This is a genomic window from Paenibacillus polygoni (assembly GCF_030263935.1).
In the GTDB taxonomy this organism is placed as follows: Bacteria; Bacillota; Bacilli; order Paenibacillales; family Paenibacillaceae; genus Paenibacillus; species Paenibacillus polygoni.
Genome location: NZ_CP127162.1, coordinates 1,976,417 through 2,001,367 on the forward strand (window position 1 = coordinate 1,976,417; position 24,951 = coordinate 2,001,367).

At 43.4% G+C, this 24,951-nt stretch carries 23 protein-coding genes; 21 read left to right on the plus strand and 2 right to left on the minus strand.

Going from position 1 to position 24,951, the window contains the following annotated elements:
* Window positions 1–210: 210 nt before the first annotated feature.
* From QPK24_RS09515 to QPK24_RS09570, 12 genes are all read left to right on the plus strand, one after another.
* Window positions 211–531, plus strand: a complete 321-nt coding sequence (locus tag QPK24_RS09515; RefSeq protein WP_285748172.1) for a hypothetical protein — start codon at window positions 211–213, stop codon at window positions 529–531.
* Between the two features lie 18 nt (window positions 532–549).
* Window positions 550–4,539 (plus strand): type VII secretion protein EssC, encoded by a 3,990-nt coding sequence (essC, locus tag QPK24_RS09520; protein WP_285748174.1) that lies wholly within the window; start codon window positions 550–552, stop codon window positions 4,537–4,539.
* A 16-nt stretch (window positions 4,540–4,555) separates the two neighbouring features.
* Entirely contained in the window at window positions 4,556–5,383 is an 828-nt protein-coding gene (locus QPK24_RS09525) for a hypothetical protein (RefSeq protein ID WP_285748176.1), read from the plus strand.
* Window positions 5,384–5,389: 6 nt separating this feature from the next.
* Window positions 5,390–5,905 carry a WXG100 family type VII secretion target gene (locus QPK24_RS09530; protein WP_285748178.1) on the plus strand — a complete coding sequence of 172 codons (516 nt, stop codon included), beginning with the start codon at window positions 5,390–5,392 and terminating at the stop codon, window positions 5,903–5,905.
* Between the two features lie 244 nt (window positions 5,906–6,149).
* Window positions 6,150–6,425 carry a WXG100 family type VII secretion target gene (locus QPK24_RS09535; RefSeq protein WP_191798528.1) on the plus strand — a complete coding sequence of 92 codons (276 nt, stop codon included), beginning with the start codon at window positions 6,150–6,152 and terminating at the stop codon, window positions 6,423–6,425.
* A 144-nt stretch (window positions 6,426–6,569) separates the two neighbouring features.
* The gene (locus QPK24_RS09540) at window positions 6,570–8,699 is read left to right on the plus strand and encodes a protein kinase family protein (RefSeq protein ID WP_285748179.1); all 2,130 of its coding nucleotides are present in this window, start codon (window positions 6,570–6,572) and stop codon (window positions 8,697–8,699) included.
* 50 nt (window positions 8,700–8,749) lie between these two features.
* Entirely contained in the window at window positions 8,750–9,502 is a 753-nt protein-coding gene (locus QPK24_RS09545) for a vWA domain-containing protein (protein WP_285748181.1), read from the plus strand.
* A gap of 13 nt (window positions 9,503–9,515) precedes the next feature.
* The gene (locus QPK24_RS09550) at window positions 9,516–10,358 is read left to right on the plus strand and encodes a hypothetical protein (RefSeq protein WP_285748182.1); all 843 of its coding nucleotides are present in this window, start codon (window positions 9,516–9,518) and stop codon (window positions 10,356–10,358) included.
* Window positions 10,359–10,448: 90 nt separating this feature from the next.
* A complete protein-coding gene (locus tag QPK24_RS09555) occupies window positions 10,449–11,258 on the plus strand; it encodes an SDR family oxidoreductase (protein WP_285748184.1) in 810 nt (269 codons plus the stop codon).
* Window positions 11,259–11,404: 146 nt separating this feature from the next.
* Window positions 11,405–11,779 carry a DnaJ family domain-containing protein gene (locus tag QPK24_RS09560; RefSeq protein WP_285748186.1) on the plus strand — a complete coding sequence of 125 codons (375 nt, stop codon included), beginning with the start codon at window positions 11,405–11,407 and terminating at the stop codon, window positions 11,777–11,779.
* A 33-nt stretch (window positions 11,780–11,812) separates the two neighbouring features.
* The gene (gene hrpB, locus QPK24_RS09565) at window positions 11,813–14,344 is read left to right on the plus strand and encodes an ATP-dependent helicase HrpB (protein ID WP_285748187.1); all 2,532 of its coding nucleotides are present in this window, start codon (window positions 11,813–11,815) and stop codon (window positions 14,342–14,344) included.
* 109 nt (window positions 14,345–14,453) lie between these two features.
* Window positions 14,454–15,059 (plus strand): general stress protein, encoded by a 606-nt coding sequence (locus QPK24_RS09570; protein WP_285748188.1) that lies wholly within the window; start codon window positions 14,454–14,456, stop codon window positions 15,057–15,059.
* A gap of 83 nt (window positions 15,060–15,142) precedes the next feature.
* Here QPK24_RS09570 and QPK24_RS09575 read toward each other — a convergent pair whose 3' ends face one another.
* A complete protein-coding gene (locus QPK24_RS09575; RefSeq protein ID WP_285748189.1) occupies window positions 15,143–16,165 on the minus strand; it encodes a phosphotransferase family protein in 1,023 nt (340 codons plus the stop codon).
* Window positions 16,166–16,481: 316 nt separating this feature from the next.
* Between QPK24_RS09575 and QPK24_RS09580 the strand changes: the two genes are divergently transcribed.
* The 3 genes from QPK24_RS09580 to QPK24_RS09590 all read left to right on the plus strand — a co-directional run bounded on the left by QPK24_RS09580 (window position 16,482) and on the right by QPK24_RS09590 (window position 18,641).
* Window positions 16,482–16,841 (plus strand): replication termination protein, encoded by a 360-nt coding sequence (locus QPK24_RS09580; protein ID WP_213532666.1) that lies wholly within the window; start codon window positions 16,482–16,484, stop codon window positions 16,839–16,841.
* A 46-nt stretch (window positions 16,842–16,887) separates the two neighbouring features.
* Window positions 16,888–17,910: a Gfo/Idh/MocA family protein gene (locus tag QPK24_RS09585; protein ID WP_285748190.1), complete on the plus strand. Its 1,023-nt coding sequence runs from the start codon at window positions 16,888–16,890 to the stop codon at window positions 17,908–17,910.
* Window positions 17,911–18,068: 158 nt separating this feature from the next.
* Window positions 18,069–18,641, plus strand: coding sequence for an ArsR/SmtB family transcription factor (locus QPK24_RS09590; RefSeq protein WP_285748191.1), 573 nt, complete (start codon window positions 18,069–18,071; stop codon window positions 18,639–18,641).
* 57 nt (window positions 18,642–18,698) lie between these two features.
* Here QPK24_RS09590 and QPK24_RS09595 read toward each other — a convergent pair whose 3' ends face one another.
* Window positions 18,699–19,277, minus strand: coding sequence for a TraR/DksA C4-type zinc finger protein (locus tag QPK24_RS09595; RefSeq protein WP_285748193.1), 579 nt, complete (start codon window positions 19,275–19,277; stop codon window positions 18,699–18,701).
* 250 nt (window positions 19,278–19,527) lie between these two features.
* Here QPK24_RS09595 and QPK24_RS09600 point away from each other — a divergent pair, with 250 nt between their 5' ends.
* The 6 genes from QPK24_RS09600 to QPK24_RS09625 all read left to right on the plus strand — a co-directional run bounded on the left by QPK24_RS09600 (window position 19,528) and on the right by QPK24_RS09625 (window position 24,847).
* Window positions 19,528–19,911 (plus strand): DivIVA domain-containing protein, encoded by a 384-nt coding sequence (locus QPK24_RS09600; RefSeq protein ID WP_285749227.1) that lies wholly within the window; start codon window positions 19,528–19,530, stop codon window positions 19,909–19,911.
* A gap of 47 nt (window positions 19,912–19,958) precedes the next feature.
* Window positions 19,959–20,456: a metallophosphoesterase family protein gene (locus tag QPK24_RS09605; RefSeq protein ID WP_285749229.1), complete on the plus strand. Its 498-nt coding sequence runs from the start codon at window positions 19,959–19,961 to the stop codon at window positions 20,454–20,456.
* Between the two features lie 210 nt (window positions 20,457–20,666).
* Entirely contained in the window at window positions 20,667–21,548 is an 882-nt protein-coding gene (locus QPK24_RS09610) for a sugar phosphate isomerase/epimerase family protein (protein ID WP_285748197.1), read from the plus strand.
* A gap of 2 nt (window positions 21,549–21,550) precedes the next feature.
* Window positions 21,551–22,720: a Gfo/Idh/MocA family protein gene (locus tag QPK24_RS09615; protein ID WP_285748199.1), complete on the plus strand. Its 1,170-nt coding sequence runs from the start codon at window positions 21,551–21,553 to the stop codon at window positions 22,718–22,720.
* A gap of 76 nt (window positions 22,721–22,796) precedes the next feature.
* The gene (locus tag QPK24_RS09620; protein ID WP_285748201.1) at window positions 22,797–23,882 is read left to right on the plus strand and encodes a Gfo/Idh/MocA family protein; all 1,086 of its coding nucleotides are present in this window, start codon (window positions 22,797–22,799) and stop codon (window positions 23,880–23,882) included.
* Window positions 23,883–23,980: 98 nt separating this feature from the next.
* Window positions 23,981–24,847, plus strand: a complete 867-nt coding sequence (locus tag QPK24_RS09625) for an AraC family transcriptional regulator (protein ID WP_285748203.1) — start codon at window positions 23,981–23,983, stop codon at window positions 24,845–24,847.
* Window positions 24,848–24,951 lie beyond the last annotated feature (104 nt).

Here is a 24,951-nt window from a genome sequence, read left to right on the forward strand (position 1 = left end):
CTTTTCAAAAATAAAAAATGAAAATAAGTAAGTCAATAGTAATAGATTTCCGTGTTGAAACTAGGTATTTAGCTTTAAAAATGAAATCATAACATTGCAATTAAGTATCTTCTGTAAGAAAATATGATAGATTATAGGATGAGCTTAGTCGTAATTGCACGTAAAATCTGATTTAGGACGATGGACATAGTCAAAAAGGGTGTGAATGGAATGATTCTCACAGTGGTACAAGGCAGACAGGGGACAGAGTGGCTTGACTTAGAAGTTCCGGATGAAAGCACCATTCAATATGTGAAGTCAGTGCTTGCTGTTCGAATTTTTAACGAGGCTCCACAAGATCATGTTCAATATATAGTAGAAGCTAAGTTTCCAGGTTCCCACTGGTTTGTGCTGCCGGATACGAAGCTACTGTCTGAAACCGGGCTTCGAGAAGGAAGTTATATTCGATTACAAAAAACGTTCTCTACAACAGATAAAGAGGCACCCGTTATTGGCAAACGTCTTTTATTTCAAACCGGATCTCATACATAGCCAAGAGGAGGAACTTGAATGAATATGATGTACCAGCGTTCCCCCCGTATGAAAGAAGTGCTCAAAAAAGAAACCGTGGAGATTTTACGTCCTCCGGTTGAACCGAGTAAACCGACCTTTTCTCTCATTTCTATTATTATACCGATCGTAATGACCGCCGTTACGGTTAGTTTGTATTTCTATTTAAGTAAGTCAGGGAAACTCAGTAACAACAGTTTTATGATAATTCAGCTGGTTATGATGTCGATGATGCTGATGACCTATACCATTCCATTTTTCGTATATTTAGGTAATAAGAAGGACTATAAGCGAAAGATTGAAGAGCGAGAACAGATGTATAGAACTGAACTTCAGAAACATCGGGATGAGCTTACAAGGGAAGCCGAGCGTCAGGTACAGGTAATGCATGACATTCATGGTGACCCAGAAGTTTGCTGTCAAATCGTAAAGAATAAGCACAGTTCTCTATGGGAACGGTCTCCCGAGGATAATGATTTCTTACAAGTACGAGCTGGAACCGGAGAGGTCCCGTTTCGAATTACTGTAGTGCCGCCCAGACAAGATGGATATGAGAAAGAACCGCTGATTGAGGCAGCACATGAACTGGCAGAGGATTTTCGTATGGTAAAAGATGCATCCATTGTTCTTCCTATCTATGAATCCAAAGTGGTAGGAATCGTCGGCGAGAGAGAAGATGTGTTGTCTATGCTTCGGGTAATTGTTACGCAGCTAACCACCCGTCATTCTCCTGACGAAATGAAGCTTGCTGCTTTTTATGAAGACAAAGAGGCAGATGAATGGGAATGGATGCGCTGGTTTCCTCATTTTTGGGATGATGAACGGGATCAGAGGTATATGGCTGACCGGCACAGTGGAGTGCATCAGTTAGCCGACCATCTATATACGTTACTTCACCGCCGTAAAATGATTCGAAAAGAAAGAGGAAAGAAAAGTCCGGATCTTCCTTGCTATGTGGTGTTGCTGTCTGAAAGAGACATTATTGAAGAGGAGCCTTTACTCCCTCTCATTCTAGAAGATGCTGAGGCAGTTACTACCTGTACGATCATTCTTGCCTCACGAAAAGAATACCTGCCTATGCATTGTCAGCTTGTGGTTGAAGCAGGAAAAAAACAAGGCAGTTACTCCAAAAAAACGGAGCAGGCAGATGTTATTCATGGGTCATTTGTTCCTGATCGAATGACTAGAGAAGAAGCAGAGATTAGTGCCAGGTATATGGCGCCGCTTCGATTGAAGCGTTCATCGGCCTCTGATATTCCGCCGCTACTTCCACTTTTTGATATGCTGGATGTTTCGAGAGTCGAGCAGCTAAATGTGGAATCCAGATGGGCTTGTAATCGTCATCCGAATACGCTGCCTGTTCCCATGGGAGTGCGAGCAGGCGGAAAACGCGTATATATTAATTTACATGATAAAATAGAGAGACAAGGCCACGGTCCTCATGGACTCATTGCAGGAACGACTGGTTCAGGGAAGAGTGAGGTTATTCAATCGATTGTAGCTTCGCTGGCTTCTGAGTTCCATCCGCATGATCTGGCATTTATGCTAATTGACTATAAGGGCGGAGGAATGTCTAACACATTCAATAACTTGCCTCATGTGGTAGGTACAATTACCAATCTTGATCAATCATTAATGGAAAGAGCTAAAATTTCACTGCGGGCAGAGCTTGTTAGAAGACAAAAGCTTCTGAATGACGCTGGGAATTTACAACACATTGATGAGTATTATAAATGGCTTGACTCGCATCACGCAGAACCGCTGCCTCATCTCGTCATTATTATTGATGAATTTGCTCAGCTGAAGAAAGAACAGCCTGAATTTATGGATGAGCTGATCAGTATTGCTGCAATCGGCAGAACCTTGGGCGTCCATCTTATCCTTGCTACACAGAAACCAGCAGGTGTTGTCGATGATAAAATATGGAGTAACTCAAGGTTCCGCATTTGTCTGCGAGTACAAAGTGAAGGCGATAGCCGGGATATGATCAAAATACCGAACGCAGCCTGGATTACAAAGCCCGGACGCGGCTATTTTCAGGTCGGCAGTGATGAAGTTTTCGAGGAAATGCAGTTTGCTTGGAGCGGAGCGCCATATACATCCAGTGAAGAAGACAGTGCTTCGTCCCTTCCGCTGATGGAAGTAAGGCTAAATGGTAAAAGAGAACCTTTGCTGACGGGAGAACGCGTAACGATGATGAAATCGGAAGGTTCTTCTAAACAGCTCCAGGTATTTATAGATTACATTGCTGAAACTGCTGAAAAGCAGGGAATCAAAAGGTTACAAGGTCCTTGGCTTCCCCCTTTGCCTGAACTTATTGAGCTTCAAGAGATTACATCTAAGGGATCTCTGACCCAAAATCAGGCACACGAAGGAATGACTTGGGAGCCGGTCGTCGGGTTACTGGATGATCTGCCGAATCAAAAACAGGTACCGCTGCGAATTTCTCTTCATTCTGGACATTATGCAATTTACGGGATGCCGGGCCTCGGGAAAACAACTTTTGTTCAAACGCTCCTGATGTCACTTGCCGAAGATAACGACAGTCCATGGCACGGCTACGTCATAGACATGGGCCGCATGATGAGAGAGTTCAAAAACTTACCTCAGATCGGCGGTGTGATGACTGCAGAGGATGATGATCGGATTAAACGTTTATTCCGTTACTTGTCCAAAGTACTCATGCAAAGAAGAGAGATGATCGCAGATGCGGGTGTCAAAACCATCTCTGCTTACCGCAGAGGAACCGGGCAAAGAATTCCGCAAGTTCTCGTAGTTATCGATGGATATTTATCTTTCCGTAACTCTTATCCCGATGAGAATGAACAACTTGAGATACTGCTAAGAGAAGGAGCAGGGCTAGGTATTACGTTTGTAATTACTGCAAACCGCATTACAGACATTTTTGAAAAAGTTAGGAGCAATATTTCGAATGCGATTTCTTTTGAAATGGCAGATCCAAGTGATTATTACTATGCAGTGGGAAGACCTTCACGGGTGCCGAGTGGTTACCCGCCAGGCAGAGCACTAGTTAAAGGACAAACCCCGCCGTTAGAATTTCAAGTAGCTCTTCCTGTTAGAGGAAGAGAGGAATCAGAGCGGGCAGAACAGCTTAAACTGCGTATTCAAAAAATCCATAATCAGTATTTGGGACCGGAGGCTCCGCAAATTAAGCCCCTGCCTGAGGTAGTAACGCTCTCGGAGCTCCTCACTGAAGAAGACAGACTGCAAGAGGAAACGGCTATTTATAAAGTCCCTGTGGGGCTAATGACAGATGACCTTTCCTTGTTTCATATCAGTCTTAGAGAAGGACCGCATTTTATGGTGGCAAGTCCCATGGAAGGCGGAAAATCCAGCTTTTTAATGACCTTCATGTTATCTCTTGCCTATCATCATTCGCCTGAACAGTTAAATATGTATACCATTGATACAAGGTATGGAGAGCACGGACTAGGTCAACTAAAAGATCTGCCGCATGTTTATAAACACGCGGCAAGAGAAGAGGAACTTGCTCCTCTCATCCAAGAGGTATATGAGAGAGTGATGAAACTATCTTCTGATACCTGTGGACCTGAGATTGTCTTATTCATTGATGATGCGGATACGTTAGCCAAACAGATGAATGATTTTACAATGAAAGATCAGCTTGGTGTGATTGTAAGACAGGGAAGAGACAGAGGAGTACATGTCGTACTGGCAGGTGTGGCTTCTGACTTTCCGACCTTTGGAGCGGATTGGGTGACGGATGTGAAAGCATCACAGAGTGGATTATTATTTGGCACGCTTGACCCTAATGATTTATCCTCCTTCCGTATACCTTATTCTGAATCGAGTGCGGCGTCGAATGGTCTAAAAGTCCTTCCGCCGGGTCAAGGGTACTATGTTAAGCGAAGGTTTTCTAGGATTAAAGCTGCTCTGCCATGGAATAACACCAAAGAATGTGCTGAATGGATTAAAAAAATTCGTGACCGATGGCATGTTGTAGTTTGAAGGGAGGTGGCTCATAATGTTGACGGTTCATCATTCCAAACAGAAGGTCGTAACATTGGAACAAACAGAGCTGTTTTTTCTGGCCGGAATCTTAGGATCTGACCGATTGCTAGGCATTGATGATCCTTTCCTTGGTTATTTAACAGATGATATTGCTAAGGAATGGGATAAAGCAAAAGAGGCATTGTTGCAAAAAGGTTACTTGATTCAAGAGGAAGGCTCCAGTGAGATCACGATGACACCGACCGTGTTCTCAAGAGTTGCCATTGCAGGATTATCAACGAGAGCATTTCGTTATCAATATGAAGATAAAGGGCGTAGTTATGAAGGGTACCTGCATTGCACTAATGAGCGCGTAGTGGAAGTGACCAGGGCACATGAAGAGCAGGTAACCTACCAATTATCCGATCTTGGTAACGTAGAACAGGCATGTGAAGCTGTTGTTTCTAAAATAGAATGGAGTCAAGAGGAAATAGGCGGGAATATTCCTGCATTAATGTTTTCAAAGAAAAAGTTTTATGAGAATATAAAGCAATACCAAGAATTGGACTCACTGAGTCAAGCTCTTGCAGAAGATTGTCATGACAGGCAAGGAGCTCACGCACTTGCTAAAACGATAATAGAAAAGCAGACAGAAGGGGAATTTCAGCTGCTTGTCTGGAACGGACAGGAGTGGGAATCTCAATCTGCTGCGTTTATATCTGGTCCTTCCGTTAATTGGTTGTTACGCATGAGTACGATGGGAAAAGGGGATTGGCTCATTGCTTCTCCGGCAACGAAAGAGCAGTTTAAAGAAATGCTTTTCGATTGGCTGAATCAGCCTCTAGATCAAGAAGAAAGGTGATGCATTATGCGCATTCGTGTGGAACCGAATGTGCTTCGAACGCTTAGCAGTCAATTGAAGCTCGCGGCGGAGCAAATTCAGCAAACTATTGTTGTTTTGGAGAGAGCTCTCAGTACTATCGAGGGAGATACAGCTGTACATGAAGGTATTGTATATGAATGGATGAGATCAAAGCAGCTGGCTTCCTTTATCGAAACAGAGCTTGAGAGGTTTAGCTCCGAGTTGTCGCGGAAGGCAGAAGATTTTACTCGTGCAGATGAAGATTATCATACCGTTTTATCTTATATTGATTATTCTAACGTCTCACCAATGCGCATGCTGCAATCTCAACAGATTACTTCTTTAAGAACTAACGAGCTGACCTCTTTTGCGGTATCTAATCCGAAATCAGCTTTGATGGCAATTCATCAATCAGATCGTTTTGATGATGGAAATGGGATCGGCGTTCTCCTCCAAGCTTCTGAAACCAATCCAAGAGGTTGGATTTTTAAGGACCCAGCTATAGGAGAAAAGGTGGGTTAAACGAATCTACCATACTTTGATTAGCTAACGATTAGCTTCCCATTTGTGTAAATATCGAATTAGAAGTGGATCTAACAAGTAAGAAAACCTTTACCAACTCTTTGTTTGCGGAAGTTTCATTCTTACTAAATTGGGTTTATTTACAATTAGGACCAATGACTTGGGACAGGTCTAAAGTCATTTTGGTACAATTTTTTCAGGAATTAACTATATTTTGAAGAATATGAAGGAGGAATATCATTATATGTCAGGTCGCATTCTCATTTCCCCGGAGCAAGTGGATCAAGTAGCAAATCAATTTAAACAAAGCGGTGAGCAAAGTCAACAAATCGTTTCTAGTTTGACTCAATCCATTAATGGTATGGAAGGTCAGTGGGAAGGGATGACAAAACAACGCTTTTTCACTGAGTTCCAGGAAGCAAGCAAGCAAATGCAAAGCTTTGTTCAAACCTTGAATAGCATCAGTACAGAACTTACCGCAATTGCTCAGAAATTCCGTTCCGTTGACCAATCTCGCTAATCAATTCATTGCAAGATTCAGGATACTTACATGAGTTATGAAACGGATTCATTATTATTTAATCATCGTTTTATCAACTTGGAAACCGGGAGTTAACATAACTTCCGGTTTTCTTGCATCGACAACGAAAAGAGAGGGATGTTCATGTCTTTTCAACCCAATCCGGGGGATCAGCTCCATATTAATGGAGTTACATACCAGGTGGGACAACATCCGGCTGCCCCCGGCATTGCATATGCACAGACGGGAAGACAAGGTACTGTATTTAAGTTGATTCCTGCCGACGGTAATGAATATGAATCAAAAGCCTTAAAAGTGTTTTTCCCTAAGTTCCGTGTCCCTGCTATGGTCTATCAATCTGAACAGATGGAAAAGTATAGCGAAGTGTCAGGCTTGCAGGTCTGCAATCGTGACGTGCTCACTCCTGAAAGAAACGGAAAATTAATTAGTGAGCATGGGGATCTATTATACTCAGTGCTTATGCCATGGATCGGCGGGATGACCTGGTTTGATATCATATGTGACAAAAAACGTTTGACTCCAAGTGAAAGTCTGGCACTTGCGGTCTCTTTTGCCGGGATCGGATCTGCTATGGAGCAAAGAGGGATTGCACACTGTGATCTATCAGCCCCCAATGTACTTATTCCGTTTTTTTCCGAAGATGAACAGCCTGAAGGCTCAGCAGCTGTAGAACTCGTAGATGTGGAACAGATTTATAGTCCGAAAATGGACAGACCTGATGCTTTATTAGCAGGTTCAGCTGGATATGCTGCCCATCGGATCGTAAACAGCGGTTTATGGAGCAGTTATGCAGATCGTTTTGCTGGGGCAGTCATTCTAGCTGAAATGCTTGGATACTGTGATAAAGATATCGTAGACCTAACCTATGGTGAAAGTTATTTTGATCAGCGTGAACTTCAAACAGGCTGTGAGAGATACATGAAGCTGATGCACTTTTTAGAAACAAGATATGGTCACAAAATTTCGGAATTATTCAGCAGAGCTTGGAATAGTCAGGATTTAAGCAGCTGTCCTACTTTTGGAGAATGGTTAATTGCCCTTTCCAATGTGGAACTACAGCCCGTAGAAGAAGAGGAAGAAGTTCATGCGGATACAGTAGAGGAAGGATTCACAGCAAGCACGGACTCCGCTTATCCTTTGGAAGCAGAATCAGCTATTCCTGCGATAGATCAGCAAGAGGTGACGGCTCCGCCTAAACTTTCAGCAGAATCTAGTGCTCAGAATGAGCAACCGACAAGCAAACTTTGGACATCCGAAGAATTACAATATCAGATTCAAAAAGCAAGAGACTTAGAGAAAAGCGGAGAGGTTATATCTGCGATAGAGGCTTATCGTTCTGCTCTTTCGAAAACAGAATCTCACAGCGCGTTATCCGTTGAGATTCGTGCTGCGATCGAGCAACTTGAAGCCGCCCATCTCAAAAAGGATGAAGACGATCCGAAAAAAGTTCCTCCATTCTGGCTGCGCAATAAAAAAGTAACGATAGCGGCAGCAGTTGTCGTGATTGTCTCAGCGATTGCGATCCCTGGGGTGCACACCCTCGCGGAACGTGCAGAGACAAAGCAAGCTCTTGAACTGCAACAGGCTGAGCAGCTAAAGAAACAAGAGGAAGCCCAGCAGGCTGCCGAAGCTGCCAAACTTGCAGAAGAGAAGAAGAAACAAGAAGCTGCGGCACTTGCTGAGAAGAAAGCGGAGGAAGAAGCTGCTAAACAAGCTGCTAAAAAAGCAGCACAGGAGAAAGCGGCATTACAAGCGAAATACGATAAGCAAGCGAAATATGAAGCTTATCTTGCTAAGGTAGAAGCCAAAAAAGAAGCTGCAAAAAAGGCGGAATTACAAGCCAAATACGATAAACAAGCGAAGTATGAAAAATATTTAGCAGATAAACAAGCCCTTAAACAAAAACAAGCGGAAGAACAAAAACAAAAGGAAGCGGCAGCAAAATTAGCAGCTCAAAAGGCAGCAGAGAAGAAAGCGGCTGAAAAAAAAGCGGCACAGAAAAAAGCAGAAGAAGCAGCAGCCTTAAAGAAAAAACGTGCTCAAAATGTAGTTCAGCTCATTGCTTCTTATAATCTGGCTTACAATGCTCAGAGAGGCAAGAAAATTGAAAATGCGAGAACGTATGCCAGGGAATTTATGGAATGGTATGAGAAAGACGCCAGTTACTATAACGGAGTCGGAAAAATATCTCAACGGGTAAAACATATCAAGAAATTTATCAGTAATCGAAGTTATCGTTTACCCAATATTTGATCCATCCTCAATTTATTATTTCTAATGATTTTAGAGGTGAAGGTACAAAAATGAATTATACAATACAAGCCTCACAGCGCACGCCCGCACTAATCATTTATTTAATTGATATTAGTGCTTCCATGAATATGATGATGGATAATCGTAGACGGATGGACATTGTGTATGATGCTTTGTCACTTGCCATACGCCAAATGGTTTTTCGCTCCACGAAAGGGAATAGACTCACTCCCAGATATCGAATTGCTATCCTGGCTTATAGTGATGATGTATATGATTTACTTGGCGGTGTGAAAGGAATTGATGAGATTGCAGCCATAGGCTCACTCCCAGACCTGACGCCGATGCGGTTTTCAGATTCCGCTAAAGCTTTTCTACAAGCGGAAAAGATCCTGCAAAGCGAGCTGCCTTATATGCAGGATTGTCCTGCACCGCTTATCTGTCACATGACAGATGGGGTTGCCACAGGCGAAGATCCTGAACCTATTGCAAAACGAATTATGGATATGAGTGTGCCGGATGGAAATGTTCTCATTGAAAATATATTTATTTCCGATCATCTTCTAGATGTGCCTGTTACAGAGCCAAGAAGATGGGGCGGTATTCTAAGAGATACGGAGCTGAAGGATGAACATGGGGAGAAGCTGCGTAACATGTCGTCCGTTCTTCCTGAAAGCTATCGGGAAATGTTGATAGAAGCGGACTACTTATTTTCCCCTGATTCGTTAATGATGCTGCCTGGCTCATGCGCAGAACTGGTCTCGATTGGATTCCAAATGTCTGCAGCTACCCCGGTAAGGTAAGGAGGAGAAGGGTTTGAAATCTTTGCGAACGTCGGTACCAGATCGTGGGAAGCCGCTCTTCTCTGAGGAATCTTTCCATTATGTAAGTTCACAACATACGAACCAGCCTTTATCCACGTATAAAGGACGCTGGTTCTGTCGTTATGGTTATGGTCTGTCCTTTGAGTCCGCATCTTATGGCGATAAAGGACAGGATTTTGCAGCAGTTCATATTCAGGGAGATGTATGCACTTTTGTACTCTGCGATGGGGTGTCCATGAGTTATCATGGGGATTTCGCTGCCAGGTATCTTGGAGAAGCGTTATGTGCTTGGATGAACGAAACCAAAGACTGGTCTTCTTCCTTGTTGTATCAGTTTCTGATGAGTCTTACGATTCCCGCTTCGAGGGAACTAAGCAACTACGCAGGAAGTCAGAATGCAAATATTCCTATGATGCTGCAGGAAGTGCTTGAAACAAAGAAAAAATTAGGAAGTCAGTCTATGTATATCTGCGGAAAAATAAAACTGGGCTCCGGTAAAAAAGGAAGCCGTTTGCAGCTTGCTTGGCAAGGTGACTCTCGAATTCGGCTTTTCCGCAGCGGCAAAGAGATGGATCTTTCTTTTGACAAAATGAGAAGGACATCAGAGCGATGGTCAACAGCAGAAGGACCCATCGGGGGAAGTCCCCATGTGTATGAAGAGACATTTCCACTCGGCGAAGATCTCGTACTTCGTTTATATACAGACGGGATGGGCGAACTTGATCCGATTGGAATTCATTTACCTAACGAGGAAATTCAAGTGTTAATGGACGCTCCGCATACAGGCGGACTTGAAGATGACGCTGCTTTTATAGAACTGAACTGGAAGTCATAAATATTTGTTAAAAATTCACTCCTTTGGGTAGGCTGTCTAAGAGAATTTCTATATATCTCTAGACCAGACACTTCAAAGGAGTGATTTTATATGTCATCATCTTCGGAAAATGGATTGCGCTTTTCAGGGAAAACAGCGATTGTTACAGGGGCAGGCTCTGGTATCGGCAAAGCAGCGGCGTTAAAGCTAGCGAAAGAAGGAGCGAATATTGCTTTATTTGATTTAATCGATGAACGTACGGAAGAAACGAAACAAGCGATTGAACAGATGAGGCTGGGTCAAGTGGTCTCTTATGATGTAGATATATCTGATCCGAAGCGTGTGGAGAAATCAGTAAAGGGTACGATCGATACGTTTGGTGGAATTGATATTGTGTTTGCAAATGCCGGCATTAATGGGGTTGTCGCTCCTATTGAAGACATTGATATACAGGATTGGCATAATACGATAAATACAAACTTAGGAGGCACCTTTTTTACGGTGAAATTTGTATTGCCTCATATGAAAAAAAGAAATGGCGGCAGTATTATCATTACCAGCTCCATTAATGGGAATTACACATTTTCAAATATAGGAATGTCAGCGTATAGTACTTCAAAGGCAGGTCAAGTTGCTTTTGCCAAAATGGCGGCGCTTGAACTCGCCAAATTTAAAATTCGGGTGAATGTGATCTGCCCGGGTGCGATTACGACACATATTGATCAAAGTACAGATACATCTGAAGAGCTTAGTGAAGTTTCGATTAAGATGGAATTTCCTGAGGGAAGACAGCCGCTTTCTCATGGCCCTGGTACACCCGATCAAGTTGCGGAACTGGTTGCTTTTTTAGCTTCTGATGCTTCAAAGCATATTACAGGGGCACAGATTGTAATTGATGGAGCAGAATCTCTCCTCAGCTAAATGCACTAGTGCCGCTTATTGCAGAGAATGGGATATGTTATTTGTCAAAATATCATATGGCTCAACCGTTTCCCTTGCGGGAGGCGGTTTTTTTCGCTATTTTAAATACATTACACCCGCATGATTAGCAGGGGAGGGCTTAGCAAATGGGCTGGATAGAACGAATGGCAGAACAGAAGATAGCAGAAGCCATGGAACGAGGAGAACTCGATGATCTGCCTGGAATGGGGAAACCTTTGGAAGTAGAGGATTTATCTCATGTGCCGGAAGATCTAAGAGCTTCCTATAAAATACTGAAAAACGCAGGTGTCTTACCCGAAGAACTGCTTGTACAACAAGATACGATTGCCTTGCAACATCTAATTAAGGCTTGTACAAATGGTTCGGAACTCGTCATACTTCAGAAGAAGCTGACGGAACAGCAGCTGCGGGTTCGTTTATTACTGGAACAGAGAGGGATTTATCAGAATCCTGCTTTCGCTATGTATGAGTCTAAGATTCGTGCAAAACTGGAAGATTAACAATCATGGAGACATGGAGAAAAGAGAAATAAAATGCGAAAAACGATATGGAATCAAGATCACGACCTTCCGATTTATCAAGTTATTCCTGATATCAAAAGCACGTTTCATCAAAAAAAATCGGCTGTTCTTGTTGCTGAGCCAGGGGCTGGGAAGACAACCGTTGTTCCTCTAGCATTATTAGAAGAAGAATGGATGCAGCATAAAAAGATAATCATGCTTGAACCTCGAAGACTGGCTGCAAGAAATGCCGCAATGAGAATGGCAAGAAGTATAGGTGAATCTGTTGGGGAAACAGTTGGCTATCGGGTTCGGATGGACAGCAAGGTAAGCAGTGATACCCGAATCGAAGTAGTAACCGAAGGAATCTTAACTCGAATGCTGCAGCATGATCAGGCACTTGAAGAGGTGGGGCTTCTTATATTTGATGAGTTCCATGAACGCAATTTACATGGTGACTTGGCTTTGGCACTCGCACTGGAGTGTCAATCTGTACTCAGGGAAGATTTACGAATTCTGGTCATGTCTGCGACGCTTGAAGCTGAACCGGTAACTTCTCTGCTCGGTGATGCTGCGCTGATTACTTGTACGGGAAGAACTTTTCCAGTAGAAACAAAGTACATGCCAAAGCTTCATCATCTGGATATGGAGACGCATATGGCTCAGGTTATTCCCCTTGCACTGACTCAGCAAGAAGGGCATGTCCTGGCTTTTCTGCCTGGGGCAAAAGAAATTCACCGCGTGATGAGAATGCTGGAGGGACAGAATCTAGGACCGGGCGTGAAAGTATACCCACTTTACGGAGCTTTATCGCAGCAAGAACAAGACCGTGCGATCACAGCTGCAGATACTTTTGAGCGAAAAGTAATTCTGGCCACAACGATCGCGGAATCGAGTTTAACTATTGAAGGGATTGGAGCAGTCGTAGACAGCGGCTTAAGAAAAGATTCTGTCTTTTCATCTCGTACGGGTATGAGCCGATTAGTGACAATTCCAATCTCTAAAACTTCCGCAGATCAGCGAAAGGGCCGGGCAGGAAGAACAGCAGAGGGCATATGCTACCGCTTATGGAGTACACTCGAGCAGGATGCCAAACCTGAAAAGAATCGACCTGAGATACTCACTGCAGATCTTGCTCCTGTAGCGCTTGAACTTGCGGTGTGGGGTGTGCAAAACCCGGAAGATTTACGCTGGCTTGATGTGCCGCCTGCGGGCGCTTATGCGGCAGCAACTGCGCTGCTTCAGCAGCTGGGCTGCCTCGATGACCGCGGCCATGTAGCTAGCCGCGGCAAACAAATAGCGGGGATGGGGACACATCCCCGCATTGGACACATGCTGCTGCAAGCGGCAAAGCTTGGACTGGCCAGGGATGCCAGTCTTCTCGGCGCGCTATTGCAGCATGGATCATCCCGCCTGCTCGGCCCGAAGGCGGGATGGGATCTTCGTCCGCAGTTAGAACATCTGCGGACAATCTCTGCTGCCGGCTCTGCCTCGGCAGCCTTCCAAGATGAGGCCCCGCTGCGCAGCCTCATCCAAGAGAGCCGCCAGCTGTACAGAGAGGTAGAGACACGCCAGACAGAAGGCGAGTCTCTACCTCCGCAGGAATTCTGCGGCTTACTGCTTGCCTTTGCCTATCCGGACCGGATCGGGCAAAGAAGAGAAGATGGCCGCTATTTCCTTTCGAGCGGCCGGGGTGTGCGGGCCTCTTCTGCGATGAGCGGACTCACCGCTCCTTATATCGTTGTTGCAGAAGCCGATGACCAAGGGGCAGATGGGCTTATTCGAACCTGCGCTCCGCTTGCACTTGCGGATATATACACTTATTTAAAAGAACTCATTACAACCCAAGAAAAAGTGTTCTGGGATAAAAACACACGCAGTGTGCGATCCTTACAATGGCAAAAACGCGGAGAGATTATCCTGAAAGAAATGGCTTATCCGAATCCGCCTGAAGAAGATATTCTACAAGCCTTATTAGCAGGAATCAGAGAAGAAGGATTGTCTGTCTTTTCGATGAATAAAACCACTCATCAGCTAGTGGAACGGATGCAGTTTTTGCATAAAGTAAATCCTGCATGGCCGGATCTTTCGGGTTCTGCTCTGCTTGAATACCTGCTGAGTCATATCCCGCCTTACTTGACAGGGGTGCGCTCCGCATCTGGTTTACAGCAAATATCCATTACATCTGTACTGTTAGACAGCTTATCCTGGGAACAACGACAGACACTTGAGAAGGAAGCTCCTACTCATTACACCGTACCCAGCGGCTCTAAGATTCCTATCAGATATGATGGACAAGGGGCTCCGTATATTGCTGTCAGACTGCAGGAAATGTTTGGACTTACGGAAAGCCCGCGACTGGGAGAAGGGCGTGTTCCCTTAACGCTTCATTTACTATCCCCTGCGCAAAGACCTGTACAAGTTACTTCGGATCTGAACAGTTTTTGGCGAGAAGGTTATTACGAGGTGAAGAAGGATCTGAAAGGCCGATATCCTAAACATTACTGGCCGGAAGATCCACTGCAGGCAGTAGCGACAAACCGTGTTAAACCGAAGGGTAAATAGTCTTAGTCACCCCATAAGAAGCATTTTATATTTGGCGTTTATGGTTTCGACCTTGTAAAGAAGGGTAATTAACAAGCACAGATTACTTTTCGATGAGGAGGAAATAGTAATGGCTAACAAGACTAAAAAAGTGGTAGGGGTATTTCAGTCCGAACAAGAAGCTGCACGGGCAATTGAGCAGTTACAAGACCGCGGATATCACAATAGTGAAATCTCAGTGATTACACGAAGTAAAGATGATATGAAAGCAATCGAATCGGAGACAGGGACGAAAGCTCCAGAAGGTGTGGCGGCGGGTGCAGCTACGGGCGGTGTGCTTGGTGGTCTAGCTGGATTGTTCGCAGGAATCGGTGCCCTCGCGATTCCAGGCATTGGTCCGATTTTGGCAGCAGGTCCGATAGCAGCTACGCTAACCGGTGCAGCAGTAGGTGCCGGTGCAGGCGGGTTAGTTGGCGGATTAGTTGGTCTTGGTATTCCAGAAGATGAAGCTGAGGAATATGAAAGAAATGTAGACGAAGGGCATATCCTCGTACTCGTCGATCAGAGAGGTACGGACCGTGAAATTCACGGTATTTTCCGAGATAATCGGTCGCTAAATGCAGATCGTTACCGTGATTATGAGGAAGAAAATAATCTCCCAGGTCCTGATCGGGTTGCAAGAGACCGGGTGGAAGAGGAAGCAATTAAAACCAATTTGGATCGTACCATTCGGTAACCATTCATAGTAGTTATAAAATCAGAATCGTTATATAAAAATCCTGAGTGCTCGAGTTTTTGCGAGTACCCAGGATTTTTTATTTAGTATATGGAATTGACGATAGCTAGATGATGAGAAGCAAAATCTCGAAAACTCATAGGATTTTTGTTGTCGTATTGTCCCGTAGCATGAATTTCTCCCCATTTGAGAATTAGACTGTATAAGAAATGGATAGACAGACGGGATGAAATATCATAAGGCGTACTGAGAAGATCTGCATTCTGAAGATAAGAAGAGAGAAAGAATTCAGCTCTTCTATGCTGCCCTTTCCATAGCAGCTGATTGGTAAACTTAACGACGTCTGCGAGGGGATCACCAAAATAAGCGGTCGTAAAATCGATAATACCGCTCACTTCCCATTCACCGGCATTTTGCTGTATCAAGATATTTTCTGATTTGTAATCTCCCATAACAAACGAATACATTTCTATATTACAGAAGGAGGACTCAGCAGCATTTTTTTGTTCGTGAACCCAGTCCATATCTGCATCTTCAATAGGAGAGTATTTCTTGGCGTCTTCGAGCCAGTATAAGATTTGCTCCTTAGAAAAGGAGTAGAGACCCTGAGGGAAGGGGCGTCGTTTTTCCGTTTCTGGATCATATTCAGCTGCTTCCTTTGTTCTCCAGGTGTGAAGTTCAAGAAGCGCAGCAGCAAGCTTAGACAGGATCAATTGATCTTCTTCTTCAGACAGAGCAAGTTTATCCAGATCATGATAATGAACCCCCGGCAGAAGAGGCATGAGTACATACGAATAGCCAAAAAGGTCTTCCGCTGAGTCGATCATATAAGGCGCTGGAACGGGAGCTTTGGTATGTATTTTTAGCTGCTGAATGATATATTGTTCTTCTTTCCATTGTCCTGGGTAGAGAGGATTTCCCTTAAATACATAATCTCCTGTGGAGGTATGAATAAAAAGGGTTTGCTTCATCACTCCGTGCTCTGTCGGCTTGTACGAGCGTAACGTACCAAGTCCCCAGCGTGATAACATTTCTTGAATGGACTGCTGCTGAATATTCGTAATTCGCGGAGCAGAAAAATAAATGCGGGTCGTCAGTATAACCACTCCTTCACTGTAATCACCTTATTTTACAATAAATGATACAGAAATAGAGAGAGTAAAGTAGAAATTTAGATAGACTTACCACAAAAAAACGTAATATATTAAATATTTTCAATATATGAAAAATTCATAAAAGATATTCAAAACAGCTCCCCAGCTACTCTTCCTATCAAACTTCATGAAATTTCCACTTATTCACTATGTTATATTACCTGTCACAAAATGCATATACGGAAAAATAGAAGGATGTCAAGACATAAAAAGAGGTTTATAATGGAACAAAGATGGTTATTTGATTGTTATGAGAGGAGGACATCAGTTGGCTTTTATGATATCCCAGCGTGCATTTATTAAGCTTTATTTAATTACCATGGTCGAGCAGCATAGAGGTTACGGCTATGAAATGCTGGAAGCCATGAAGGATGAATTCAAAGGGTTTGGTTATGTTCCCCCTCAGAGTGAAGTTTATCGAGCTTTACATGAATTGGTTCAAGAAGGCGTGTTCTATCGAACGAAGCGATTAAAAGGAAACGACCCTCGCGTTGATTTCCAAGAGATCGTATTATATCACTTTACGGATGATGGAGAAGAAAAAGCCTCTTTATATAAAAAGCAGGTAAAGGTCGATTTGGACAGGTGTCTTGGTATGCTTAATAAAGCAGAGCGAGATAACTTTTAGGATCCGCGGGAAAGCGGTTCATCTGTAACAGAAAGGGAGAATAGCGATGAGTGAGCTGATCAGATGGGGAATTTTAAGTACTGCGAAGATTGGTATTAATGCAGTGATTCCTGCTTTACAGCAATCGGAACGGGGTCAGGTCGTAGCTATTGCCAGCCGGGATGAGAGCCGGGCAGCAGAAATTGCAGCAGAATTAAATATTCCAAAAGCTTATGGAAGCTATGATGCACTGCTTGCAGATGAAGAGATTGATGCTGTGTATATTCCAGTGCCGAATCATCTGCATATGGAGTGGACGATTCGAGCAGCGGAGGCGGGTAAACACGTTTTATGTGAGAAGCCAGCAGCACTGAACGAAGAACAGGTTACTCAAATGATTGATGCGTGCAAGGCAGCAAATGTCGTTTTTGCAGAAGCCTTTATGTATCGATATCATCCTAAACACCAGCGCGTGAAAGAAATCATCGAGAGTGGAGAAATTGGCGAGGTTCGCGCCATTCATGCTAATTTCACCTACAATAATTGTGATGATAAAGAAAATGTTCGTTTTAAAAACGACATGGGCGGGGGTTCTCTTTACGATGTCGGCGTCTATCCTATTTCAGCAGCGCGTATGTTCCTTGAGAAAGAACCAGAGGCAGTTACCGTACACGCTTTATTCTCCCCGGAACATGATGATGTAGATATGATGGCATCGGGACTGGTTGAATTTCCCAACAAAGTTGCACTGACGTTTGATTGCGGAATGTGGGCTTGTGCGAGAGCAGAGTTTGAGATACTCGGGACAGAAGGAAGAATTGAACTTCCCAAAGTATTCGGCTGGGAGAACAGCGATATTCCTCCCCAGATTATTATTCATACCGATCATGTCACTCGGGAAGAACGAGTTTCGGTATCAAATTCCTTTGTACTTCAAGCAGAGGCCTTTGCAGATGCTGTTCTTGACGGCAAGCCGCTCCCTTTCGGACCAGAAGATGCGGTCCACAATATAAGAGTCATTGAAGCCTGTCTAGCGTCGGCTCGTAAAAGAGAACGAGTGACCTTGCCAGCGATGGTTCCTATGGTTTAACATTCTTCCGTTCTAGTAATGTTTTATAATCTAATAGTTATTTATAGAAAACGCCTCAGGTAGGATGTATATCCTTAAGAGGCGTTTTTGGCAGTTTTGACCCGTGCATCCGTACACTCTATAATAGTCATCAATCCTTATTAAAGGTGGGATCATTCATGGATGTAAAATTGTTGTCTACTACGGAAGAGATTAAGATCTATTCAGATCCTTATCGTTTGAGGATTTTACATGTGTTTCGCCGGTTTGGTAAACCGGCTACGGTGAAAGAAATTGCTGATGAACTTGGAGAACTTCCTGCTAAAGTGCATTACCATGTTAAAAAATTAGAGAAGATTGGCCTGTTATCTTTGGTAAATACAAAAGAAATTAACGGGATAGTGGCAAAGTATTATGCCGTCTTTTCTGGAGAAATAGAGATCGGACAGAAACATATAGAAAATGCAGAAATACAAGAAGTAGTTAAGGGAGAACAGGTTCAGCACCTGAATGAGTTATTTGACCGTCATAAAAACAACTTTATAAAGCGAACATCTGAGGATGCTTCTTCCGTACAGTTGTTTAATCGTACGCTGTATATGACAGAAGCAGAAGCAAAGATCTTACAGCAAGAACTGATCCGCTTATGTGAACCTTATTTTAGTAAAAAGAAAGATAAAGAGAAAGAAAAAGAGAAAGAGAAAGTGAGCTATGATCTCTTTGCTAGTTTTGTTCGTAACCCTCATTATTAACAGTATAAAAGAACCTTTCCTTAGATGGAAAGGTTCTTCTCATATGGTGGACAAGCCTTACATATCATCATAATTTGTAACGTCTCTTTTTGTAGAAGTAGCTGGTGAATCGGAGTTACCGAAGTCTTCTACCATTTCCCATGCATTCGCATTATCGAATTTACCGGCATTACGCTGGCTGATTTCTCCTGCACCGCGTGGAGGGGGGGTCATCACTTGTTCCTCTACAGGCCGTGTATCGTTAAGATCTCCTTCTTGTACTTTGGCCGCATCCTCCACACAAAGTGTGGTAAAGGGCAGTGCTTCTAGTCTTTCAAAGGGGATGGGCTTACCGCATATTTCACACTTTCCGTAAGAGCCTGCTTCGATTTGATCCAGGGCATGATTAATTTGATCAAGTTCATTGCTTTGATGTTCATCTACAGCGAGATCACGTGCGCGTTCGAAGGTTTCTGTACCTAAGTCGGCAGGATGATTATCAACCGCAGATAATTCTCCTATAGATTCTCTAAGAGAGTCGGGCTCGCCCTCAGTGCTCTCTCGGTTAATATCAAAATGATTCTCAATGGATTCTTTCTCCTCAAGAAGTCGTTCTTGTAATGTTTTTAATTCGGCTTTTGTTAGTGCTGCTGTCATAACTAACGTCTCCCTTCCAGATTTCGATTGTGTCATCTAATTACCCTGTTTTACTGAATTACAACCAAGTCTATGAATGTTGGGTTTTTAACCTATGGTATTTGGATAAGAAGTAAATTAATGGAGCGTAAAGCCAGGTTTTATACGGAATCGTTTTCTTAATCGCGTAAATTATGATATAAAATAGAAGGAACCTTTGTTTTACAGAGGGAAGGGTTTCCTTAGGAAAGATGTAATGGGGGTCGTTATGATGGATGAACATATGAAGCGTCGTTTAGATAAGCAAAAACAATTATTTAAACAGCTCGGCATTCAACTGGATGCTCTATCAATCCATGAAAAGCAATTTAATTATAAACTCAGAGGTTATGATCCAGATGAGGTGGATGAATTTTTGGACCTTGTCATTAAGGATTATGAACGTTTCTATGCCCATATTTCGGATTTGATGGATAAATGGCAAGAGCAGCAGTATACGATTCGAAGTATGAAAAATGCTCCAAAACCGGAAGCTGATCCAAATCTCATTGATCGTAAACAGCTCGAAGAAGTAGTGAAGCAACTTGAATACAGCATTCGTCAATTAAAAGGAAAATTGCCTCGGCCGGAAGCGAGAGATCCATATCTTGACTAAGTAAGTCATAGTAACCATTCATTTTTAATGAAGGAGACACGAATATGATCAAAATAACTGTTCTATCCGATACACATATGCCTAGAATGTCAAAAGTATTGCCAGCTCCGCTGCTTCATGATATTCAAGATTCTGACCTTATCTTTCATGCCGGTGACTGGAGTGATATGTCAGTCTATGAAGAGCTTTCATCCATGGGCAAGGTACATGGGGTAACAGGGAATACGGACCTTATTATGTTAAGGGGTATTCTGCCTGAGCAAACGATCGTAGAAGCAGGAGGAAAGCGTTTTGGGATCGTACATGGACATCTTGGAAAAGGGAGTACTGAGGAAAATGCACTAGCCGCATTCAGTGGAGAAGAGGTAGATTGTATTATTTTTGGACATTCTCATATCCCTTTATTAAAACAGCATGGTAACTGTATCTTGTTTAATTCAGGTTCACCGACTGACAAACGAAGACAACAGCAATATTCACATGGCGTGATCACCATCGATGGCGACATTCATGCAGAACATGTTTTTTATGATCATAAGTCGTAAAACGTACTTTTTTATAAAATCCACGAAATAACGCAGCCCCCCCTGTTCGCAGGACTAGAGGGGTTTGCGTTATTTTTATTTGCATGAGAGTGTTCATCTTCCTCTATCCGTTATCTGAGGTTCTTCTGTTTAGGAGGTAACGTATCTGTGCCTTTAAAGTGATGCTACGATAGTACTTGAATACGATTTTATTGGAGAGGAGGGCTCAAATTGAAGTTATCTGTATTTACGGTAGCAACTCCGGATATGACGCCACAGGAACTGGTAAAGGCTGCATCTGTAGCCGGAATCGAAGGCATCGAATGGAGATACAAAGGGATCCCAGATGAGGCAAGGGCGGATACCCCTTCGTTTTGGGGAAGAAATCTCGCGTCGATTGATCCAGCGGGAACGAAAGATAACATTCTGGATATACGAAACTTAACAGTTCAAGCAGGACTGACCTCTATTGCACTTGTTCCTTATTTATCGGTAACGGATCTTGCTTCTACTGAGCAGGCATTTGAGACAGCACATGTTTTAGGAGCTTCTATGATGCGGGTAGGTGTCCCTTCCTATAACAGAGCGGAAAACTATCATGATTTGTATAAACAGGCCGATGCGTACTTGTCTGAAGTTCAGGAAATGTCCCGAACCTATGGTGTAAAGGCACTTGTCGAAACACACCATGGAACCATTGCCCCAAGTGCTTCACTCGCTTATCGTCTGGTGTCCCGTTTTGATCCAGGTCATGTCGGTGTTTTATATGATCCGGGCAACATGGTGCACGAAGGATTTGAGAATTACAGAATGGGTCTGGAGTTGCTTGGTCCTTATCTTGCACATGTCCATGTTAAAAACGCAGTCTGGGCAAAAAAGGAAGGATTAAGTGGTGGTATAGGTTCCGCGGAGTCAGAATATGAGTGTAACTGGTCGCCATTGCTTGGTGGAGTAGTAAAGTGGAGTCAGGTGCTCCGAGACTTAGTATCTGTAGACTACAAAGGGTATCTAGGAATCGAGGATTTTAGTCAAAGTCTTCCTTCTGAGGAAATGCTGAAGCATTTCAGTCATCATATGAAAGCGCTTCTTAACGAGATATGGGCGGAGGTATAGCTATGGAATTCGTAAGAGTTGGTGTGATCGGGATCGGTAATATGGGTTCTTCACATGCATTGACGCTGGTGAAAGGTCAGATTGAAGGAGCCGTCCTAAGTGCTGTATGTGATGCCAGAGATTCAGCTAGGGTATGGGCGGAACAGAATCTGCCAGAAGGCATTACCTTTTATAATGACCCTTCCGAAATGCTGCAATCCGGTAAGGTCGATGCAGTAATTGTAGCAACGCCGCATTATCATCATGCGGAGCAAGCAATCGCAGCATTCGAAAGTAATATTCATGTACTTATTGAGAAACCAGCGGGCGTACATACCAAGCAAGTGCGTGAGATGAATGAAGCGGCAGCAAGAAGTGGTAACGTATTTTCCATTATGTATAATCAGCGTACGAATCCTCTGTATATCAAACTGAAGGAACTGATCTCATCTGGCGAGCTCGGAGAGATTAGGCGTACAAACTGGATCATTACGAACTGGTACCGTTCGCAGTCGTATTACAATTCGGGAGGCTGGCGTGCCACCTGGGCTGGTGAAGGCGGAGGGGTGCTCATTAACCAAGATCCTCATCAACTGGATTTATGGCAGTGGGCAACCGGCATGATGCCAAAGCGAATTCGTGCATTTTGTTCTTTTGGTAAATACCGTGATATAGAAGTGGAAGATGACGTTACGGCTTATGCAGAGTACGAAAACGGAGCGACAGGTGTATTTGTTACGACTACGGGAGATGCTCCGGGTACAAATCGGTTTGAAATCACAGGTGACCGCGGGAAAATTGTCATCGAAGATGGAGAGCTGACATTCTGGCAGCTGAGTGAACCGGAGAGTGAATTTAACAAGCGGAACACAAATCCTTTTGCCATACCTGAATATATAAAAAAGAAAATTCCTACTCCCGGGATCGAGACTGGACATCCTGGTATTATTCAAAATTTTATCGATGCGATTCTGAAGCAGAAACCGCTGATCGCTCCAGGAGAAGAAGGGATTAAGGGACTTACCTTATCGAATGCCATGTATTTATCTACTTGGACGGATGATTGGGTGGAACTTCCAATCGATGAAGAGTTATTTTATGAGCAGCTGCAGGATCGAATTCTTAGTTCTCAGGTTAGCAAGTCCGAAGGATACGAACAGACACAACCCATAGATTTGAAAGGTACTTTCTAACTTAGCAAAGTGACTTGCCTAATAACCATTTAACTGAATCTCAACGAAATGCCCAAAGAAGAATAGGAGGATTCTCATGAGTGCAAAGGATGGAATGTTATACTCCCCTCAGAGTGCAGCGCAGAAGGTAGTATGTGGTCCGGGAGAATTTATATTTGCCGCGGCAGCTTTGGATCATGGACATATTTACGGAATGTGCGGGAGTTTAATTGCGGCGGGGGGAGAACTGAGATGGGTGTACGACAAAGACCCTGAGAAAGTAAAATCATTCATTCAGCGGTATCCTGGGGTCAAAGCGGCTAGATCGCTCGAAGAGATATTGCAAGATTCTGAGGTAAAGATGGTGGCAGCAGCGGCCATTCCTTCAGAACGGGGCGATCTTGGGCTTGCTGTAATGGATGCAGGAAAAGATTATTTCACCGACAAAACACCATTTACCACTCTGGGTCAGCTAGAAGCTGCACGTAAAAAAACAAAAGAAACAGGCCAAAAATATATGGTCTATTATAGTGAACGTCTTCATGTAGAAAGTGCCGTTTATGCAGGGCAGCTTATTGACCAGGGAGCGATTGGACGCGTGATTCAGGTCATGGGGACAGGACCTCACAGGCTAAATGCTGCTAGTCGCCCAGATTGGTTTTTTCGTAAATCCCAATATGGAGGCATTATTTGTGATATTGGCAGCCATCAGGTGGAGCAGTTCCTTAGTTTTTCATCCTCTCAGGACGCAAAAGTAATGTACAGCCGGGCTGTGAATCTACATCATCCTGCCTATCCAGAGCTTGAAGACTTTGGAGAAACTTCACTTCTTGGCGATAACGGAGCTTCCGGTTATTTTCGAGTGGACTGGTTCACGCCAAATGGCCTGTCTACCTGGGGAGATGGAAGAACTACCATCCTCGGTACAGATGGATATATTGAACTTAGAAAGTATACGGACATTGCAAGGGATCGAGAAGGCGATCAAGTATACCTTGTAAATCACGAGGGAGAATATCACTTTGGAGTAAAAGGAAAGGTAGGGTATCCTTTCTTTGGTCAATTGATACTCGATTGTTTACATCGGACGGAGAACGCGATGACACAAGATCATGCCTTTAAAGCAGCTGAAATATGTCTATTAGCTCAGCAGCAGGCAGAGCAGCTTACCTTGGCTAAATAATTGTAAGATTGCAGGACAATGACTATAACAGCGGCAGACCGCATCATGTTACAATGGAGCCTAAGAACAGGGTAACGATTAAAGGAGTGACCTTACGATTGGCTTACACATTGCAGATGAAGGAGCCGCTTAATTTTAATTATCTGAATTGTGAACCCTTACATATGGAAGCGGTAGATGGATTTCATTCGCACCCTTACTATGAAATTTATTATTTTCACACGGGTAAATGCAACTATATTATTGGGGATCAAGTTCATGTACTTGAACCAGGGGATTTGATTCTTATGCATGGAATGACGTTGCATCAGGCACACCCTGAACCTGTCGTACCGTATATCCGTACTACACTTCATTTTTATCCTTCCGTAATCGAAGAATATGTACAGCCCGAGAAAGCAAAAAGGCTCCTTGAACCTTTTGAGAGACTAAGCAATGAAGTGATCCATCTCTCTAATGCACAGCAAACGGAAGTGGAGCTGATCTTCACACAGATGAATGAATTATTTCAAGGCCATGAGGAACGAGACTTTACTTATGATCGTTTTGTTTTTAAACTGTGCGATTTTCTTACGATGACTGCACTTTTCTCTGAAACGGCGATGAAGCATCGAAGGATTTTATCAGATAAAGAAGAACACTTGCAGCGGATTATAACCTATCTTGAAGTACATTATATGGAAGAAATAAATCTTTCCAATATTGCGAGTGCACTTCATTTATCTAAACCTTATATGGCTGCCCTGTTTAAAGAATTAACCGGTACTACGATCATCAAGTATTTATATCAAAGACGGATTAACCAAGCAAAACTCTTATTTCGCCTTCAGCCGGATCTCAGTGTAACAGAAGTCAGCCGCAAAGCAGGATTCAAACAGATCTCCCACTTTAGCCGTACATTTAAGCAAGCGGCAGGCTGTACACCAGAAGCTTATCGAACCAGCCAAGGATCTTGGTTACGTTAACTAAATCCCTTATGCAAATTCACGATCTTTATTCTGATGATATAGTCACAATTTGCCTTTCTTTCACGATAAGGAGTAAAGTGTTACTTGAAAGTGAATAAAGG

What these genes read in the sequence shown, in the direction of transcription:
- QPK24_RS09560 (WP_285748186.1), top strand. Translation starts at nt 11,405, where the DNA reads ATGGGCTGGATAGAACGAATGGCAGAACAGAAGATAGCAGAAGCCATG.
- QPK24_RS09570 (WP_285748188.1), top strand. Translation starts at nt 14,454, where the DNA reads ATGGCTAACAAGACTAAAAAAGTGGTAGGGGTATTTCAGTCCGAACAA.
- QPK24_RS09540 (WP_285748179.1), top strand. Translation starts at nt 6,570, where the DNA reads ATGTCTTTTCAACCCAATCCGGGGGATCAGCTCCATATTAATGGAGTT.
- QPK24_RS09530 (WP_285748178.1), top strand. Translation starts at nt 5,390, where the DNA reads ATGCGCATTCGTGTGGAACCGAATGTGCTTCGAACGCTTAGCAGTCAA.
- QPK24_RS09535 (WP_191798528.1), top strand. Translation starts at nt 6,150, where the DNA reads ATGTCAGGTCGCATTCTCATTTCCCCGGAGCAAGTGGATCAAGTAGCA.
- QPK24_RS09585 (WP_285748190.1), top strand. Translation starts at nt 16,888, where the DNA reads ATGAGTGAGCTGATCAGATGGGGAATTTTAAGTACTGCGAAGATTGGT.
- hrpB (WP_285748187.1), top strand. Translation starts at nt 11,813, where the DNA reads ATGCGAAAAACGATATGGAATCAAGATCACGACCTTCCGATTTATCAA.
- QPK24_RS09620 (WP_285748201.1), top strand. Translation starts at nt 22,797, where the DNA reads ATGAGTGCAAAGGATGGAATGTTATACTCCCCTCAGAGTGCAGCGCAG.
- QPK24_RS09590 (WP_285748191.1), top strand. Translation starts at nt 18,069, where the DNA reads ATGGATGTAAAATTGTTGTCTACTACGGAAGAGATTAAGATCTATTCA.
- QPK24_RS09600 (WP_285749227.1), top strand. Translation starts at nt 19,528, where the DNA reads ATGGATGAACATATGAAGCGTCGTTTAGATAAGCAAAAACAATTATTT.
- QPK24_RS09545 (WP_285748181.1), top strand. Translation starts at nt 8,750, where the DNA reads ATGAATTATACAATACAAGCCTCACAGCGCACGCCCGCACTAATCATT.
- QPK24_RS09515 (WP_285748172.1), top strand. Translation starts at nt 211, where the DNA reads ATGATTCTCACAGTGGTACAAGGCAGACAGGGGACAGAGTGGCTTGAC.
- essC (WP_285748174.1), top strand. Translation starts at nt 550, where the DNA reads ATGAATATGATGTACCAGCGTTCCCCCCGTATGAAAGAAGTGCTCAAA.
- QPK24_RS09595 (WP_285748193.1), bottom strand. Translation starts at nt 19,277, where the DNA reads ATGACAGCAGCACTAACAAAAGCCGAATTAAAAACATTACAAGAACGA.
- QPK24_RS09525 (WP_285748176.1), top strand. Translation starts at nt 4,556, where the DNA reads ATGTTGACGGTTCATCATTCCAAACAGAAGGTCGTAACATTGGAACAA.
- QPK24_RS09615 (WP_285748199.1), top strand. Translation starts at nt 21,551, where the DNA reads ATGGAATTCGTAAGAGTTGGTGTGATCGGGATCGGTAATATGGGTTCT.
- QPK24_RS09555 (WP_285748184.1), top strand. Translation starts at nt 10,449, where the DNA reads ATGTCATCATCTTCGGAAAATGGATTGCGCTTTTCAGGGAAAACAGCG.